The organism is Janthinobacterium sp. AD80 (assembly GCF_002878455.1).
Classification (GTDB): Bacteria; Pseudomonadota; Gammaproteobacteria; order Burkholderiales; family Burkholderiaceae_D; genus Janthinobacterium.
Genome location: NZ_NRDQ01000043.1, coordinates 78,112 through 92,314, shown reverse-complemented (window position 1 = coordinate 92,314; position 14,203 = coordinate 78,112). Strand labels below are relative to the sequence as shown.

At 60.6% G+C, this 14,203-nt stretch carries 20 protein-coding genes; 16 read left to right on the top strand and 4 right to left on the bottom strand.

All coding sequences use genetic code 11. The features are described from left to right. Positions 1-176 precede the first annotated feature (176 nt). The 7 genes from JaAD80_RS10725 to JaAD80_RS10695 are packed head-to-tail and all read left to right on the top strand — an operon-like array spanning position 177 to position 7,369. Positions 177-1,352, top strand: a complete 1,176-nt coding sequence (locus JaAD80_RS10725) for a phage tail sheath protein (protein ID WP_102294150.1) — start codon at positions 177-179, stop codon at positions 1,350-1,352. A 53-nt stretch (positions 1,353-1,405) separates the two neighbouring features. Continuing rightward, the gene (locus JaAD80_RS10720; protein WP_046682355.1) at positions 1,406-1,915 is read left to right on the top strand and encodes a phage major tail tube protein; all 510 of its coding nucleotides are present in this window, start codon (positions 1,406-1,408) and stop codon (positions 1,913-1,915) included. 38 nt (positions 1,916-1,953) lie between these two features. Then, entirely contained in the window at positions 1,954-2,262 is a 309-nt protein-coding gene (locus JaAD80_RS10715; protein WP_092717981.1) for a phage tail assembly protein, read from the top strand. An 8-nt stretch (positions 2,263-2,270) separates the two neighbouring features. Further along, positions 2,271-2,384, top strand: coding sequence for a GpE family phage tail protein (locus JaAD80_RS10710; protein WP_071650284.1), 114 nt, complete (start codon positions 2,271-2,273; stop codon positions 2,382-2,384). 30 nt (positions 2,385-2,414) lie between these two features. Then, a complete protein-coding gene (locus JaAD80_RS10705) occupies positions 2,415-5,471 on the top strand; it encodes a phage tail protein (protein WP_102294149.1) in 3,057 nt (1,018 codons plus the stop codon). 15 nt (positions 5,472-5,486) lie between these two features. Continuing rightward, positions 5,487-6,095, top strand: coding sequence for a phage tail protein (locus tag JaAD80_RS10700; RefSeq protein ID WP_102294148.1), 609 nt, complete (start codon positions 5,487-5,489; stop codon positions 6,093-6,095). Then, positions 6,092-7,369, top strand: coding sequence for a phage late control D family protein (locus tag JaAD80_RS10695; RefSeq protein ID WP_102294147.1), 1,278 nt, complete (start codon positions 6,092-6,094; stop codon positions 7,367-7,369). Before JaAD80_RS10700 ends, JaAD80_RS10695 begins: the two co-directional genes overlap by 4 nt. 216 nt (positions 7,370-7,585) lie before the next feature. Here JaAD80_RS10695 and JaAD80_RS10690 read toward each other — a convergent pair whose 3' ends face one another. From JaAD80_RS10690 to JaAD80_RS10685, 4 genes are all read right to left on the bottom strand, one after another. Further along, positions 7,586-8,380, bottom strand: coding sequence for a hypothetical protein (locus tag JaAD80_RS10690; RefSeq protein WP_146012345.1), 795 nt, complete (start codon positions 8,378-8,380; stop codon positions 7,586-7,588). 162 nt (positions 8,381-8,542) lie between these two features. Next, positions 8,543-8,902 carry a hypothetical protein gene (locus tag JaAD80_RS30275; protein WP_146012344.1) on the bottom strand — a complete coding sequence of 120 codons (360 nt, stop codon included), beginning with the start codon at positions 8,900-8,902 and terminating at the stop codon, positions 8,543-8,545. Positions 8,903-9,029: 127 nt separating this feature from the next. Continuing rightward, the gene (locus tag JaAD80_RS30270) at positions 9,030-9,410 is read right to left on the bottom strand and encodes a hypothetical protein (protein ID WP_146012343.1); all 381 of its coding nucleotides are present in this window, start codon (positions 9,408-9,410) and stop codon (positions 9,030-9,032) included. A gap of 128 nt (positions 9,411-9,538) precedes the next feature. Then, entirely contained in the window at positions 9,539-9,982 is a 444-nt protein-coding gene (locus tag JaAD80_RS10685) for a helix-turn-helix domain-containing protein (protein ID WP_102294145.1), read from the bottom strand. A gap of 80 nt (positions 9,983-10,062) precedes the next feature. On the opposite strand from JaAD80_RS10685, the gene JaAD80_RS10680 reads away from it, so the two are divergent. The 9 genes from JaAD80_RS10680 to JaAD80_RS10645 all read left to right on the top strand — a co-directional run bounded on the left by JaAD80_RS10680 (position 10,063) and on the right by JaAD80_RS10645 (position 14,201). Then, on the top strand, positions 10,063-10,266 hold the full coding sequence (locus JaAD80_RS10680) for a ribbon-helix-helix protein, CopG family (protein ID WP_102294144.1): 204 nt from the start codon (positions 10,063-10,065) through the stop codon (positions 10,264-10,266). Between the two features lie 10 nt (positions 10,267-10,276). Continuing rightward, positions 10,277-10,480 carry a hypothetical protein gene (locus JaAD80_RS10675; RefSeq protein WP_035820909.1) on the top strand — a complete coding sequence of 68 codons (204 nt, stop codon included), beginning with the start codon at positions 10,277-10,279 and terminating at the stop codon, positions 10,478-10,480. A 37-nt stretch (positions 10,481-10,517) separates the two neighbouring features. Further along, a complete protein-coding gene (locus JaAD80_RS10670; protein ID WP_102294143.1) occupies positions 10,518-10,706 on the top strand; it encodes a hypothetical protein in 189 nt (62 codons plus the stop codon). Then, positions 10,703-10,966 (top strand): ogr/Delta-like zinc finger family protein, encoded by a 264-nt coding sequence (locus JaAD80_RS10665; RefSeq protein ID WP_070300963.1) that lies wholly within the window; start codon positions 10,703-10,705, stop codon positions 10,964-10,966. Before JaAD80_RS10670 ends, JaAD80_RS10665 begins: the two co-directional genes overlap by 4 nt. A 120-nt stretch (positions 10,967-11,086) precedes the next feature. Further along, positions 11,087-11,491, top strand: coding sequence for a hypothetical protein (locus JaAD80_RS10660; protein ID WP_102294142.1), 405 nt, complete (start codon positions 11,087-11,089; stop codon positions 11,489-11,491). 101 nt (positions 11,492-11,592) lie between these two features. After that, on the top strand, positions 11,593-11,946 hold the full coding sequence (locus tag JaAD80_RS31435; protein ID WP_035820917.1) for a hypothetical protein: 354 nt from the start codon (positions 11,593-11,595) through the stop codon (positions 11,944-11,946). Further along, positions 11,936-13,846, top strand: coding sequence for a replication endonuclease (locus JaAD80_RS10650; protein ID WP_102294141.1), 1,911 nt, complete (start codon positions 11,936-11,938; stop codon positions 13,844-13,846). Before JaAD80_RS31435 ends, JaAD80_RS10650 begins: the two co-directional genes overlap by 11 nt. Continuing rightward, positions 13,843-13,995, top strand: coding sequence for a hypothetical protein (locus tag JaAD80_RS30660; protein WP_162995787.1), 153 nt, complete (start codon positions 13,843-13,845; stop codon positions 13,993-13,995). Before JaAD80_RS10650 ends, JaAD80_RS30660 begins: the two co-directional genes overlap by 4 nt. After that, positions 13,989-14,201 (top strand): hypothetical protein, encoded by a 213-nt coding sequence (locus JaAD80_RS10645; protein WP_102294140.1) that lies wholly within the window; start codon positions 13,989-13,991, stop codon positions 14,199-14,201. Before JaAD80_RS30660 ends, JaAD80_RS10645 begins: the two co-directional genes overlap by 7 nt. Positions 14,202-14,203: the final 2 nt, after the last annotated feature.

Below are 14,203 nucleotides of genomic sequence, written 5' to 3'. Positions count from 1 at the left end.
ATCACCATCTGCCCGACGGTCGCCGCCGCGCAGGATATGGCAACGCTGCAGGCGGCCGTCAGCGCCGAATTCGTGCGCATCGCCGCCACCCTGTCCGACGAGGCGCGGCGCGCCTTCGATGATGCCGGCAGCATCCAATAACACCCCCGACATTCACCACTCACCAGGAGAGCCACATGGCCACCGACTACCACCATGGCGTGCGCGTCATTGAAATCAACGAAGGTTCGCGCCCCATCCGCACCGTGTCCACGGCCGTGCTGGGCCTGATCGCCACGGCCGACGATGCCGACCCGGCGGCCTTCCCGCTCGACACGCCCGTGCTCGTCACCAACGTGCTGGCCGCCATGGGCAAGGCCGGCAAGACGGGCACGCTGTATCGCGCGCTGCAGGCCATCGCCGCGCAGACCAAGCCCCTGACCATCGTGGTGCGCGTGGCCGAAGGCGAGACGGAAGCGGAAACCACCAGCAACGTGGTAGGCGGCGTGTCGCCGGACGGCAAGTACCTGGGCGCCCAGGCGCTGCTGGCCGCGCAAAGCAAGCTCGGCGTCAAACCGCGCATCCTGGGCGCGCCTGGCCTGGATACCCAGGCCGTCACCAACGCGCTGGCCAGCGTGGCGCAGCGCCTTCGCGCCTTCGTGTACGCCTCGGCCTATGGCTGCGCCACCGTCACGGCGGCCACCACCTATCGCGGCCAGTTCGGCCAGCGCGAAGTCATGATCATCTGGCCCGATTTTGTCGACTGGAACACCGCCATCGACGAGGAAGCCAGTATTTCCGCCGTGGCTTACGCCATGGGCCTGCGCGCCAAGATCGACGAGGAAACGGGCTGGCACAAGACCCTGTCCAACGTGGTTGTCAACGGTCCCACCGGCATCAGCAAGGACGTGTTTTTCGACCTGCAAGACCCGGCCACCGATGCCGGCGTGCTCAACGCCAAGGAAGTGACCACCCTGATTAACATGGGCGGCTATCGCTTCTGGGGTTCGCGCACCTGCGAGGAACCGGGCGGCTTCTTCTATTTCGAGAGCTACACGCGCACGGCCCAGGTGCTGGCGGACACCATCGCCGAGGCGCACTTCGCCTATGTCGATGTGCCACTGCATCCGTCCTTGGTGCGCGATCTGCTGGAAAGCATCAATGCCAAGTTCCGCGACCTGAAATTGCAAGGCTACATCATCGACGGCCATGCCTGGTATGACGAGCAATACAACGACAAGACGGCGCTGAAAGACGGCAAGCTGGCCATCGACTACGACTACACGCCTGTGCCGCCGCTGGAAAACCTGCGTTTCCAGCAGCGCATTACCGACCGCTACCTCGCCGACTTCGCCTCGCGCATCGCGGCGTAAACACCACCACCCTGCCCGCGCCCGTGCGGGCGCATTGATTCACTGGAGAAATTATGGGCCTGCCACGCAAACTGAAAAATTTTAACCTGTTCCAGAACGGCGTGTCCTTCATGGGCATGGTGCCGGAAGTCACATTGCCCAAACTCAGCCGCAAGATGGAAGAGTACCGTGCCGGCGGCATGAGCGGCCCCGTGTCCGTGGACTTCGGCAACGAGGCGCTGTCGCTGGAATGGAGCGGCGGCGGCCTGATCGCCGAAGCCCTGAAACAGTACGGTGCGCACACGCACGGCGCCGTGCAACTGCGCTTTGCCGGCGCCTACCAGGAAGACGACGATGGCACGGTCGCCGCCGTCGAGGTCGTCGTGCGCGGCCGTTACAAGGAAATCGACATGGGCGGCGCCAAGATGGGCGACGACACCACGCACAAATACACGATGGCCTGCAGCTATTACAAGCTGATGATTGACGGCGCCACCGTCATCGAACTGGACTTCATGAGCGGCACCGAAAACTTCGGCGGCGGCGACACCAACGCGGCCATCCGCAAAGCCATCGGCCTGTAATCCCCTTTTACTGACCACCCCACCACAAGGAACACAGCATGAACAACGATACCCAAAACCAAGCCGTCATCGAACTGGACGACCCGATCAAACGCGGCGATAGCTTCATCACCGCGCTGACCGTGCGCAAACCCAAGGCGGGCGCCCTGCGCGGCATTTCCCTGATCGAGCTGGCCAACCTGAACGTGTCGGCCCTGCAGATCGTGCTGCCGCGCATCACCGAGCCGACCCTGACCGCGCAAGACATCGCCAACATGGACCCGGCCGACCTGCTGGCCGTGGGCGCCGAGGTTGCCGGTTTTTTGGCGAGCAAAGCAGATCGCCTTTCGGTATCCCCGGCGAAGTAGAAGACGCCATGGCCGACATTGCCGGCGTCTTCCACTGGACGCCGGCAGCGATGGATGGTTTTACGATTGATGAACTGATGGCCTGGCGCGAACGCGCCAGGCAGCGAAGCGGAGCGGAATAGATGGCTGGTCGGGATTTGAAGTTACAGGTAGTGTTTGCAGCGCTGGACAAAATCACCGGCCCGCTGAAAAAAATCATGGGCGGCTCCAGCGACACGGCCAAGGCCTTGAAGGCCACCAGTGACCGCTTGCGCGACCTGAACGCACAGCAGAAAAACATCAGCAAATTCCGCGAGCTGCATGGCGGCCTGGACGCCACCCGCAGCAAGCTGGAAGCGGCGCAGCAGAAGGTGGCCAGCCTGGCCGCCAAGATGAAGCAGACGGAAGCGCCCACGCGTGCCATGACGCGCGAGTTTAACGCCGCCGTCAAAGCGGCCGGCGCCCTCAAGACAGCCGGCCAGCAGCAGGCCCAGCAACTGCAGGTCATGCGCGAGCGCCTGGCGAGTGCCGGCATCGGCACCAAAGACCTGGCCAACCACGAGCGCACCTTGCGCCGCGAGATCGAGGCCACCAACAAAACCATGACCTTGCAGCAGCAGAAGCTGGCCAATGCAAACGCCAAGCAGCAGCGCGTCACCAACGCCACCCAGCATGCCGACAAGCTGCGCAACAAGGCGGGCAACCTGGCCATGGCCGGCGCGGGCGCCACCGCCACGGGCGCCGTGCTGGGAGCTCCTGTAGTCAAGGGACTGAACGAGGCCAAGCACTATCAAACGGAAGTGGGCCGCGTCAACGCCCTGGGCCTGGGAGATAAAGTATCGGCCGAGGCCGTCGCCTTCGCGCGCAACATGAAAACCTACGGCACCAGCCAGCTCGACAACCTGCAGCTCATGCGCGATGGCATGAGCGCCTTTGCCGACGTGCACCATGCGGAAATGGTTGCCCCCACCCTGGCCAAGATGAAGTTTGCCAATCACGCCTTCTTTGGCGAGGCCGAAGGCGCCGACAACGAGCGCAAGTTCATGGACATGCTCAAGGTGATCGAGCTGCGCGGGGGCCTGGAGAGCAAGGAAAAGTTTGAAGCCCAGGCCAATATCGTGCAGCAGGTCATCACCGCCACGGGCGGCCGCGTCGGCCCGAATGAGTGGCTGAACATGATCAAGACAGGCGGCATCGCGGCCAAAGGATTGAAGGATGACGCCTTTTACTACCAGATGGAACCGCTGGTGCAGGAAATGAGCGGCAATCGCGTCGGCACGTCCCTGATGAGCGCCTACCAGAACTTGTATCAGGGCCGCACGACGAAGCGCTCGGCCAGGAAGCTCGACGAGTTTGGTCTGATTGGCGACAAAAGCAAGGTCACGCCAGATAAAGCCGGGCAAATTGCATTCCTCGATCCTGGTGCGCTGCTGGGTTCCGAGCTGTTCCGCGAAAATCAGTTTGAGTGGATGGAAAAGGTGCTGTTGCCACAACTGGCCAAGAAGGGCATCACGGAAAAGAAGCAGGTGCTCGATGCCATCGGCAGCATTTTTTCCAATCGCACGGCGTCGAACCTGTATTCGCAGATGTACTTGCAGCGCGCGCAGATACACAAAAACGAAAAGCTCAACCGGGGCGCCGCGAATATCGGCCAGCTGGACAAGCTGGGCCGCGACACAGCCGCAGGCAAGGAACTGGAAGCGCAGTCAAAATTAGCCAACCTCAAGCTCACCATGGGCGAGAAAATCCTGCCGCTGTACGCACAGGGGCTGGAGATGGCGATTACCGCCGTGCAGCGCCTGAATGGCTTCATGGAACGCAACCCGACCGTGGCCAAGATCATGATTACCGCCTTTGCCGTGCTGGCCGGCCTGCTGCTGGTGCTCGGCCCGCTGATGCTGGGCATTGCCGCCATGATCGGCCCGTATGCCATGCTGCACGTCATGTTCGCCAAGATGGGCGTGACGGGCGGCGTGCTCACGCCCATCCTGCGCGGCCTGGGCGGCGCCTTCATGTGGGCGGGCCGCGCCGTGCTGTGGCTGGGCCGCGCCCTGATGCTCAACCCGATTGGCCTGGCCGTGACGGCCATCGCCGGCGCCGCTTACCTGATCTACAAATACTGGGAGCCGATCAAGGCATTTTTCAGCGGCATCTGGTCGCACGTCAAGACAGCCTTTACCGGCGGCATCGGCGGCGTCAGCACCCTGATCGCCAACTGGTCGCCGCTGGGCCTGTTCTATCGCGCCTTCGCGGGCGTGCTGGGCTGGTTCGGTGTTGCACTGCCGGCCAGGTTCACCGACTTTGCGGCCAGTATCCGGGGGCGCTTCGCCAAGGGGCTGGCGCCGCTGGCCGGCTTCTTTACTGGCATCTGGTCGCAGATCAAGACCGCCTTTGCCGGCGGCATTGGTGGCGTCAGCGCCCTGGTCGCCAACTGGACACCGCTGGCACTTTTCTATCGCGCCTTCGCGGGCGTGCTGGGCTGGTTCGGCATTACGCTGCCGGCCAAGTTCACCGACTTCGGCGCCAGCATCCTGCAACGCATCACCGCGTCCTGGGCGCCTATTTCCGCCTTCTTCGCCGATATCTGGTCGCGCCTGCGCACCGTCTGTGCGGGCGGCATGGGCAGCATCACTGCCCTGATTATCAACTGGTCGCCGGTCGGCGTGTTTTACCAGGCGTTCGCAGGCGTCATGAGCTGGTTCGGCATCAAGCTGCCGGCGCAGTTCACCGAGTTCGGCGCCAACATCCTGCGCGGCCTGGTCAACGGCATCACCGGTTCCATGGGCGCCGTCAAGGACGCCATCAGCAATGCCGGGTCCAGCACCATTGCCTGGTTCAAGGAAAAGCTGGGCATCCACAGCCCGAGCCGCGTGTTTGCCCAGCTGGGCGACTACACCATGCAAGGCCTGGCCGTAGGCCTGGACCGCAGCGAGGGCGCACCGATTGCCAAGGTATCGGGCCTGGCCCAGCGCCTGACGCAACTGGGCGCCGGCATCGCCATCGGCACGGCCACGGCGTTACCCGCCAGCGCATTCGACACACGCGCGCCGCTGTCACAAGGCGGGGTCGGCGCCGGATTGAGCATTCAGGGAGACAAGATCGAAATCACCTTCCATGTACAGGCCGGCACCGATCCCCAGGCCATCGCCCGCGCGGTGAGCGCGGCGCTCGATCAGCGCGACCGCGAAAAGGCGGCGCGCATCCGCTCTTCCCTGCGCGACCACGATTAAAGAAAGAAAAGCACCATGATGATGATTTTAGGAATGTTCGTGTTCAGCCTTCCCACCTTGGCCTATCACGAGCTGCAGCGGCAAACGGAATGGAAGCACGCCAGCACGGCGCGCGTGGGCCTGCGCGACGCGCACCAGTACGTGGGGCCAGGCGACGACACCATTACCCTGTCCGGCTGGGTGGCGCCGGAGCTGACCGGCTCCCTGTATTCGCTCGATGCACTGCGCATGATGGCCGACACGGGCAAGTCGTGGATTCTGATCCAGGGTACGGGCCGCATACTCGGCTCATACCGCATCACCAGCATGACGGAGGGGCGCACCATCCTCGACGGCAGCGGCGGCGCACGCCGCGTCGAGTTCTCGATTGCGCTCAAGCGCGACGACGACGGCGTGCTGGCCATGGTCGGCCTGGGCGACATCGGCGACCTGAAAAACATGCTCAGCATCGACGGCATGGCCAGCAGCATTGCCGGCGCGGCCAGGAATGCCGTGGGCAGCGTGGTAGGCAATGTGGTCGGCGGCATCACCTCGAAATACGGCGGCGTGGTCAGCGAGATGAAGGACAAGATCGGCGGCAGCATCAGCGGCGCCATCGGTAGCGCGGCGGACAAGTTCAAATGAGCGAGCATATCCCCGCCTTCAAGGTCAGCATCGAGGACAAGGATTTGACGGCCATCGTGTCGCCCCGGCTCATCAATCTGACCTTGACCCTGTGCCGTGGTGACGAGAGCGACCAGCTCGACATTTCCCTGGACGACAGCGACGGCAAGCTGGCCCTGCCGCCGCGCGGCGCGCAGATCGCCCTGGCGCTGGGCTGGCAAGCCACCGGCCTGGTGGACATGGGCAAGTTCACCGTCGACGAGGTCGAGCACAGCGGCGCGCCTGACACCATCACCCTGCGCGCCAGGTCAGCCAACCTGATCGACACGTTCAAACAGCAGCAGGAACACAGCTTTCACAAGACCACCCTGGGCGCCATCATCGAGGCCATCGCCTTTCGCAACGAGCTGGCCTCGGGCGTGTCGGTGCGTCTGCGCGATATCGCCATTGAGCACATCGACCAGACCCATGAAAGCGATGCGGCCTTCCTGCGTCGGCTGGGCAGGAAATACGACGCGGTGGCCACCGTCAAGAACGACACTTTGCTGTTCATCCCCATCAACCAGAGCCGCACCGCCAGCGGCAAGGCGCTGCCCGTCATCCCCATCACGCGCGCCCTGGGCGATGGCCACCGCTACCACAGCGCTGAAAGCGATGCCTACACGGGCGTGCGCGCCTTCTGGCATGACGAGCGCTACGCGCGGCGGCGCAGCGTGGTGGCCGGCGTGCCCGGCAACAGCAAGCGCCTGCGCACGACCTTCGCCAACGAGACGGACGCGCGCGCGGCGGCCGTGGCTGAATGGCAGCGCATCCTGCGCGGCCTGGCCACCTTTGAAATGAGCCTGGCCCTGGGCAACCCGGCCGTGTTCCCGCAATCGCCCGTGACCGTGCAAGGATTCAAGCCCGAGATCGACGCCACCGACTGGCTATCGGTCAAGGTCACGCACAGCCTGGGCGGCAACGGCTTTACCACGCGGGTGGAGTTTGAAACGAAAACGGAAGCGGTCGAGGCCGAACGCGAGGACGAGAAAGACCCGGATGAAGGCATCACGGGCGTGGTGGCGAAGTGGAAGGACGTGGCGGCGAAGAAGAAAAAGGCGGGGCAGGAGCAGGCCGGTGCCATGGGTCAGCTCAAGACGCTGGAGCACACTTACAAGAGCAAGCAGGCCGCGAAGCGGGCGGTGCTACATGCTTGGAAGCGTATCGAAGAAATTCGGGACATCATCCGCGAAAACAGCGAGGAACCCTGGAAACCTACGCAAACAGCAGCAGAAGCAGAAACAAAAGCAGCATAACCGTGCGCCCGACACATCCGCTCAGCGGCTGCTTTCTCCCTATTGTGTTGAAAGTGTCGAGCGGCAACCATTTCGGGATGCCTAGAACCTTCAAGCAGCCGGTGATCGTTCAATAGCGGCGGTTGTGGCCAGTCGAGGCTGACAGGTTTTCTATCTAAACATCAACGTACCGGCGTTTTTCAACATAATATCCCCAAAGCGGACATTGCACTTGCTCTACAGACCCTCGATTTTCGTTGTTCGGTGATCGCTCTCGCAACTCAGCGATACATTCCTTTCATGCACATTCTTTTGTTCGCCATCGACGACCAAAAGCATCGGTTTGGCCGGTGAGGAGTCAACAGACCCTTGGACAAGCTGAAACTTCGTCGGATCCAAGTTGATGACTGTGTTGTCTTTGTATTCTTCTGGGTTAAATCCCGCGTGTAGGTTCGCGTCGCCAAGTGCCAAGACTTTTCCAGTTCCAACACCAAGCTCCAGCGGTGAGTACAAATACACACCGGCAAACGGGTGCCTCTCCTGAGCTATGAAAACGCGCAAAAGGTTGATCAGGCTTTCACTTGGCGTGAAGGCCCAGTGTGTAATGTAGGTCAGCAAATGGAGCTCTTTTCCAATCGAGCCCGAATAGCGCACTGCTTTTTTCATGATCATGCTAGTTATGATTTTTGCGAGGTCGTACGGCTTGTATTTGCCGGGTACTTTGTCGTATCCACCGAACAGTTCTAGCGGGGCGATCTCCATGAGCTCAAGCCATGCCTTGCTCCCATTGGGCAAAGTAATCGTAAAATCGAAATCGTTTTCCGAATTTTGTATTGGTTCAGACATAAACCATTTCATACGGCTTTGCGACATCAAATCGTTCATCGATGAGATAAAGTTGCTGACTATAACTTCTTCAACCGCATTTTTCTCTTTTGGAAAAGCAATCTTTTCGAAGGAGTGGGCAATAATTCCGTCCGGCTGAACTGTCACTTTGTTTGGACCGAGAGTCCCTGTTGGTTTCTTCACCACTCTGATTTCTCCGTTGGTTGGCACTGGATATATTATTCAATGCCTGTTTTACCTAAAGCAGACACCTTGCCCTCCAGTCAGTGAAACAAACTGGGTCAGCGACGCGTATGACTTCTTTTGGCCGGTTGCCGTCGTTGCCAGGCTCCGTCACATTGCAGAAGTTCAGAGACGTTCAATCGTGTAAGCCTCAACTTCGCATCCCCAGCCGCTGAAATGACCGCAACCAAACGACCCTTGGGGCGTACAAACAACCCCAGAAATTCGGACGCGTTTTCCATGCCAGCGCATGAGCATTTCTTGATTCGGCTGGATACTTCCTGCACCAAAGGTAATCCAAACGCTGGATTGATAGTACGGAGGATCTGCCGCTTCCGTGATCTCCCGTCGCTCTGCCTTTGGATAATGGCCGAGAGAGTGATTCTCAAATTCAAACGTCAGCAAACCAACGATTTCGACCGGCTTACCGTCAAGCTCATCTGCGCGGTCGATTACTTCGTTGACAGATAGCACATTTCTCATCATGAGATACCGTCAAATTAAGGGTGTGTGGAACGACCGCTTTTGGCCGGTTTCCGCCGTTGCCAGGTTCTGCCCCAGTGCGGACGTTGGAAGTGAGCCATGACAACGGGGGGGCGCATCTACCCGCTGTTCATTTGGGATTGATTTGATGGCGAATGACTTCGCCATGCTGGCTTACGTAAATGTTCGTCTGGCCGCCAAACTGGCTTTGACACGCACCAACATCCCATCCCTCTGCAGTAAGACAAAGTGAAAAAGCGGGCTTCCAACTTAGGTCATTTTTCAAAGCGTATTCTTTGGCGGCGGCCATTGCGATCAACGGATCGACGAAACCAAGCTGCAGTACAAGATCGCCGGTCTGAGCACTTATTCGAACCACGCATTCGCTCTCCGCATGAACTCGCCATTCCCCCTCATCTAAGGAAATCCAGAATGGTGGGCGCCACTGCCAACCACGGTCATGTGCAGCAATGCGCGCGATTTTAAATGCTTCGAACTCGTCAATATTCATTGTCATCTGCTTTAAGGGAATTCAACGTACAGTTTGGCGCTACCATCATGCATCAGATCGTTATGCGTAGTATGCAGATAAAACAAGTAGCAATTACAATATGCATAAGAAGGTAAATCATTTGCAGACTATTTTTCCTTTTTTCGTCCGCTGCCGGCCACATTAAAAGTCTGCGGCCCAATGATATTGCCCACGAAATTTTGCCCAATCTTGCCGTGGGTTTCAACGTGTGGCGCATTCCCAGCTTGGGATGCCGGGGGCGTTGGCGAGCGCATGCCGCTAATCATCCCGAGTACTCCTGCTTTCCCGCGAACGTCCATATTTCGATAGCCAGTCAACAGTTCATGCTCGTCCGCAGGCAACGCTGACAGCGCATGTTCTCCTGTCAGCAAATACAGCACATCTACTCCAGCCGCAGCAACGGCCGCCAAATAGTCAGAATCTGGCGTTCGGGAGCCGTTTTCATAGTTGAACTGGGCCCCCTTTTTTACCCCACCAAGGGCAGCGAACTCGTCCTGATTGAGGCCGAGGCGCTTCCGTTCTTCCTTGAGACGATCAAAAAAATACTTCATTTGAGTACAAATACCTTTCCAAATCACTCAAATGAGTGATATATTTACGCCATTCCGTAGCGATTACAGATCATAACATTATGAATAATTTGTCAAAAGTCGGACGCATTACCAAAGGCGTCACCTCCCAGCCGCTTGGCGTTCGTCTGGCTCCTGACGAGGTAAAAGAAATCGAAACTCTTGCCGCCGCTCAACAGCGGTCGCGCGCATGGCTCCTTCGCCTCCTGATCCTGCGCGGCCTTGCCGACTACAAGCGCGAACTCGCATCCAAATCCACCCACTAAGGACAACGTCATGTACCCCGATGCAAAACGTATCCGCAGCCACCGCGTCATGCTGCGCCTGGACGATTACGAGCACCAGCTTGTTTCCTCAATCGCCAACTACCAGGGCGAAGAGCTTGCTGTGCTGGTGCGCCAGATCGTGATGCGTGAAGCCTTGGCCGTGATCGCCTTGGATGACGCCACTATCGACAGCGTACAGCGTCGCAGCGTTTAAACCGAGTCACTTTTGAGCAACTCTAAAGTTACAGAAAATGCCAGACCATCAAATTAACCTCAATGACGAAGAGCGCGCGGTGCTGGAACTCGTGCGCCAGCGCCAGGGGCTGGCAAGTATCGAGCAGGCGGCCGAATGGCTCGTCAAGTCGCGCTTACGCAAGCAGTCGAAAAACATGACAGGTCGCGGTCGCGCCCTGTACCAAGTGGAAAGAAAGCTGAAATGAGAGTCATCGGCCTGCCCTGCCCGCATTGCGAATACACCGTCCGCGCCGTCAAGAGCCGCACGATGTCCGCCATGTTCAAGGAAATCACCTACATGTGCCAGAACCCCGAATGCGGGCACTCCTTCGTGGCAGGCCTGGAAGTACTGCGCACCCTTTCGCTGTCCGCCATGCCCAAGCCGGATATACGCATCCCGATGTCCCAGCATGCGCGTACGGCAGCCACCAGCCAGCTGGCCCTGGACCTGACTGCGGGCTGCTGATGACTATCCCGACCCTCGCGCCGCCGTAACCCGGCCGCAGTAACTCCCCTCTTTTGCTGTGCCCTGCAGCGCTCCCTTTTGAGCGTGCGGGATTCGTTCAACCTGAAATAAGGAAAACCAATGGAAAACACGCTGCACGCCGCCAGTCATGCCGACAAATCCCCTGCATCGGCCACGCGCCGCCCGGCCCTGCAAAAATGCGTCGTGCCTGTGGCGCCGACCTGCTTCCTGCTGCACGCCAACGCTGGCACCAGCGTCAAGGAACTTTCCGCCTATATCCGCGAGATTGCCAAGACCTACCACGCCTACGGCGCGGCCAATATCACCTTCATCATCAGCGACCTGCATGCGCTGCAGCTTGGCGGCTTCTTCATGCCGGACAACCAGCGCGCCATGGTCGGCGAGCTGCCCATTGTGTTGTGCTACATGTTCGCCAGCGAAGCCGGCGTCGTCTACTCCAGCAACAACTCGTTGCGCACGCTGACCTACTGGGCCAAGTACTTCGCCAAGGAATGGGCACGCTGATGCAGCGTCTGGCCAAGACCTGCGGCATCTGGCTGCTGTCGCTCCTGATCGTCATTGCCCCTGGCGTGCTGCGGGCCATTGGCTTCATCAAGGACTGAACCATGCCGGCGTCCCTTATCGACAATCACCTGTCGTTCCAGCCTGCCGCCGAGATTCTGGCAGCGCGTGACAAGGACATGCCGACGCCACCAGGCGCCGGGCATGCGCTGGCCGCCATTGCCGAAGCCAAGGCCCAGCTGCGCAGCATCAAGCCGCGCAACCTGGCGCCCTTCATGGCCCAGGCCTGGGGATTGTCGCCGCGCGGCGCGCGCCGTTCCGTGCTGATTGCCGCCGGCCTGGACGCCGACCGCTGGGAATCGCCCATCCACTCCTTTACCGAGGAAGAGCGCATCGAGCTGCGCGCCGCCACCTCTGCCGCTATCCGTGTGTACGAAAGACTGTTGAATGCAATCTAAACAAATCCTGCTGCCGGCCCCGCAGCGTCACGAAGCCTTCTTGCGATCCGCCCAGTTCGCGCCCGAGCTGGCCCGCATCCCCTACAAATGGCGCAACCGTGTCATCACGGCCGCCCTGGCCAAGATGGCTTGGTCGTCTTGGTACAAAGTCTATGAATCCGTCGCCACCGGCTTTGTGCGCGAGTTCGCCGACCTGTACGTGCCGGCCGGCGTCGACCTGTCGCAAAGCGACGCCGACATCGTGGCCACCGCTGAACGCGCGGCGGCCGGCGTGACCAAAATGCTGTGGATGGCCGTGTCCGACACGCACGCCCTGCAGATCATGGAAGACGAATGCGCCTCGTATGGCATCGAGCTGCCGGAATTCGACGATCAAGCCGACATCATCGCCCGTCTGGTGGATGCACGCTGGTGGCGCCGCCAGTTGCGCAAGCGCGTCAAGCGCGCCTTCGAAGCCGGCAATATCCGCCTGGGCTACGTGAACTATCGCGGCGAACCCTATGCCAGCAACGACGCCGTGCTGTCGCGCCTGGCGCAAAACCGGCGAAACGCGGCAGCGCTGGCCGCCACGCTGGTGCAGAACGAGAATGGCCAGCAATTCAGCATCGCCGAGCTGGCCGAGAAGACGACCGCCAACAAAGCCATCCGGCGCGGCGAACTGATGTTGCGCATCAACGGCTTTGAGCAGATCGCCCGCGAGTGCGGCGACCAGGGCATTTTCATCACATGGACGTGCCCATCACGCTTTCACGCCATGCAGCACAGCGGCAAGCCCAACGACAAGTTCGACGGCTCCACGCCGCGCGAGGCCAATGCGTACTTGGGCAAGATGACATCGCTGTGCCGCTCCGCTCTGGCGCGCCGGGGCATTGGTTTGTACGGCTTTCGCATCGCCGAGCCACATCACGATGGCTGCCCGCATTGGCATCTGCTGCTGTTCGTGCGCCCCACCGCGAAATACAAGACGGCCCACCTGCAGGACGTGGCGGGCCGCGCCATCCGCATCATGAAGCGCTACGCCTGGCGCGTGGACCGTGGCGAACCGGGCGCCTTCGCGCGCCGCCTGGACGTCAAACGCATCGACTGGGCCAAGGGCAGCGCCGCCGGCTACATCGCCAAGTACGTGGCCAAGAACATCGACGGCGTGGCCGACCACAAGACGAAAGAAGGCTATGTCGTCACGGCCGATACCGAAGGCGATGTCGAGCTGACGCCATCGGCGCGCGTCGAATCCTGGGCCGCGTGCTGGGGCATCCGTCAATTCCAGCAATGGGGCGGCGCGCCCGTCACCGTCTGGCGCGAACTGCGCCGCATCGAGGAAAGCATGCTCAACGAAGCCCCGGCCGCCATGCGCCGTGCCTGGGACGCCGTGCAAAAGATCGACGGCGAAAAGCGCGCCTGCTGGGCCGAATACCTGCGCGCCCAGGGCGGCGCCCTGGTGCCGCGCAAGGAACTGGTCGTCACCCTGGCCAAGGACGAAAAAACCGTCATCGGGCGCTATGGCGAAACGCAACGCATCACGCCCTACGGCGTGCGCTGCAGCGATCTGATTGGCGTGGTCTTCAAGTCCGTGCGCCATACGTGGACGCCGGTACAGGCCACAGGCGGGCGCGGGGTGGCTGTTGGGGTTGCCGTTCCTCGGACTCGTGTAAATAACTGTACGCACCCCGTCGACGTAATTCCAACCACGCCCATTTCTGCGCCCCCATTCGTCTATAGCGACATCGACCAGAACGCGATTTTGTGTTCCTGGGCGCACAACCAGGCCTGTCCGTTCCCCCGAATACACGGAGACGAACAAAAAATCGCACTGATCCACGAAATGGCCGCAATAGGAGCGTGTCCATTCCCGCAAGTGATTGCCACAGACACAACACCAATGAAAGGAAATGGCACGTGAGCACCTATGCCGTGATCGTTCGCACGCAAACAGAACGCTTTGAATACGCCGCGATTGCCGCTTCCAGCGGCGACGCGATCCAGGCCGCCCTCGACCACTTCGGCGTGTGCGGCGTTACCGCCAAACTGAAAGGAGCACCGCAATGCTGAACACCCTGACCGATTCACCGCGGCAAATCGCCCCGGGCGACCGCGTGACATTTGATACCGATGAAGGCTACCAGGCCGGCACCGTCAATGACCTGCGCCGCGACGTGGGCAATGGCGAGCTGCATGCCTGGGTCGAGCTGGACCACCAGTGGCCCGGCATGTTCCGCGCCGTGCCACTGACGGCAATTATCCCCGTGCTGATTTAGGG

Coding starts and splice junctions, on each gene's coding strand:
- JaAD80_RS10670 (WP_102294143.1), top strand. CDS start 10,518: ATGCCAGACCATCAAATTAACCTCAATGACGAAGAGCGCGCGGTGCTG.
- JaAD80_RS30270 (WP_146012343.1), bottom strand. CDS start 9,410: ATGAATATTGACGAGTTCGAAGCATTTAAAATCGCGCGCATTGCTGCA.
- JaAD80_RS10675 (WP_035820909.1), top strand. CDS start 10,277: ATGTACCCCGATGCAAAACGTATCCGCAGCCACCGCGTCATGCTGCGC.
- JaAD80_RS10710 (WP_071650284.1), top strand. CDS start 2,271: ATGGCCGACATTGCCGGCGTCTTCCACTGGACGCCGGCAGCGATGGAT.
- JaAD80_RS10660 (WP_102294142.1), top strand. CDS start 11,087: ATGGAAAACACGCTGCACGCCGCCAGTCATGCCGACAAATCCCCTGCA.
- JaAD80_RS10685 (WP_102294145.1), bottom strand. CDS start 9,982: ATGAAGTATTTTTTTGATCGTCTCAAGGAAGAACGGAAGCGCCTCGGC.
- JaAD80_RS10645 (WP_102294140.1), top strand. CDS start 13,989: ATGCTGAACACCCTGACCGATTCACCGCGGCAAATCGCCCCGGGCGAC.
- JaAD80_RS10695 (WP_102294147.1), top strand. CDS start 6,092: ATGAGCGAGCATATCCCCGCCTTCAAGGTCAGCATCGAGGACAAGGAT.
- JaAD80_RS10650 (WP_102294141.1), top strand. CDS start 11,936: ATGCAATCTAAACAAATCCTGCTGCCGGCCCCGCAGCGTCACGAAGCC.
- JaAD80_RS30275 (WP_146012344.1), bottom strand. CDS start 8,902: ATGATGAGAAATGTGCTATCTGTCAACGAAGTAATCGACCGCGCAGAT.
- JaAD80_RS10715 (WP_092717981.1), top strand. CDS start 1,954: ATGAACAACGATACCCAAAACCAAGCCGTCATCGAACTGGACGACCCG.
- JaAD80_RS10680 (WP_102294144.1), top strand. CDS start 10,063: ATGAATAATTTGTCAAAAGTCGGACGCATTACCAAAGGCGTCACCTCC.
- JaAD80_RS31435 (WP_035820917.1), top strand. CDS start 11,593: ATGCCGGCGTCCCTTATCGACAATCACCTGTCGTTCCAGCCTGCCGCC.
- JaAD80_RS10665 (WP_070300963.1), top strand. CDS start 10,703: ATGAGAGTCATCGGCCTGCCCTGCCCGCATTGCGAATACACCGTCCGC.
- JaAD80_RS10725 (WP_102294150.1), top strand. CDS start 177: ATGGCCACCGACTACCACCATGGCGTGCGCGTCATTGAAATCAACGAA.
- JaAD80_RS10700 (WP_102294148.1), top strand. CDS start 5,487: ATGATGATGATTTTAGGAATGTTCGTGTTCAGCCTTCCCACCTTGGCC.
- JaAD80_RS10720 (WP_046682355.1), top strand. CDS start 1,406: ATGGGCCTGCCACGCAAACTGAAAAATTTTAACCTGTTCCAGAACGGC.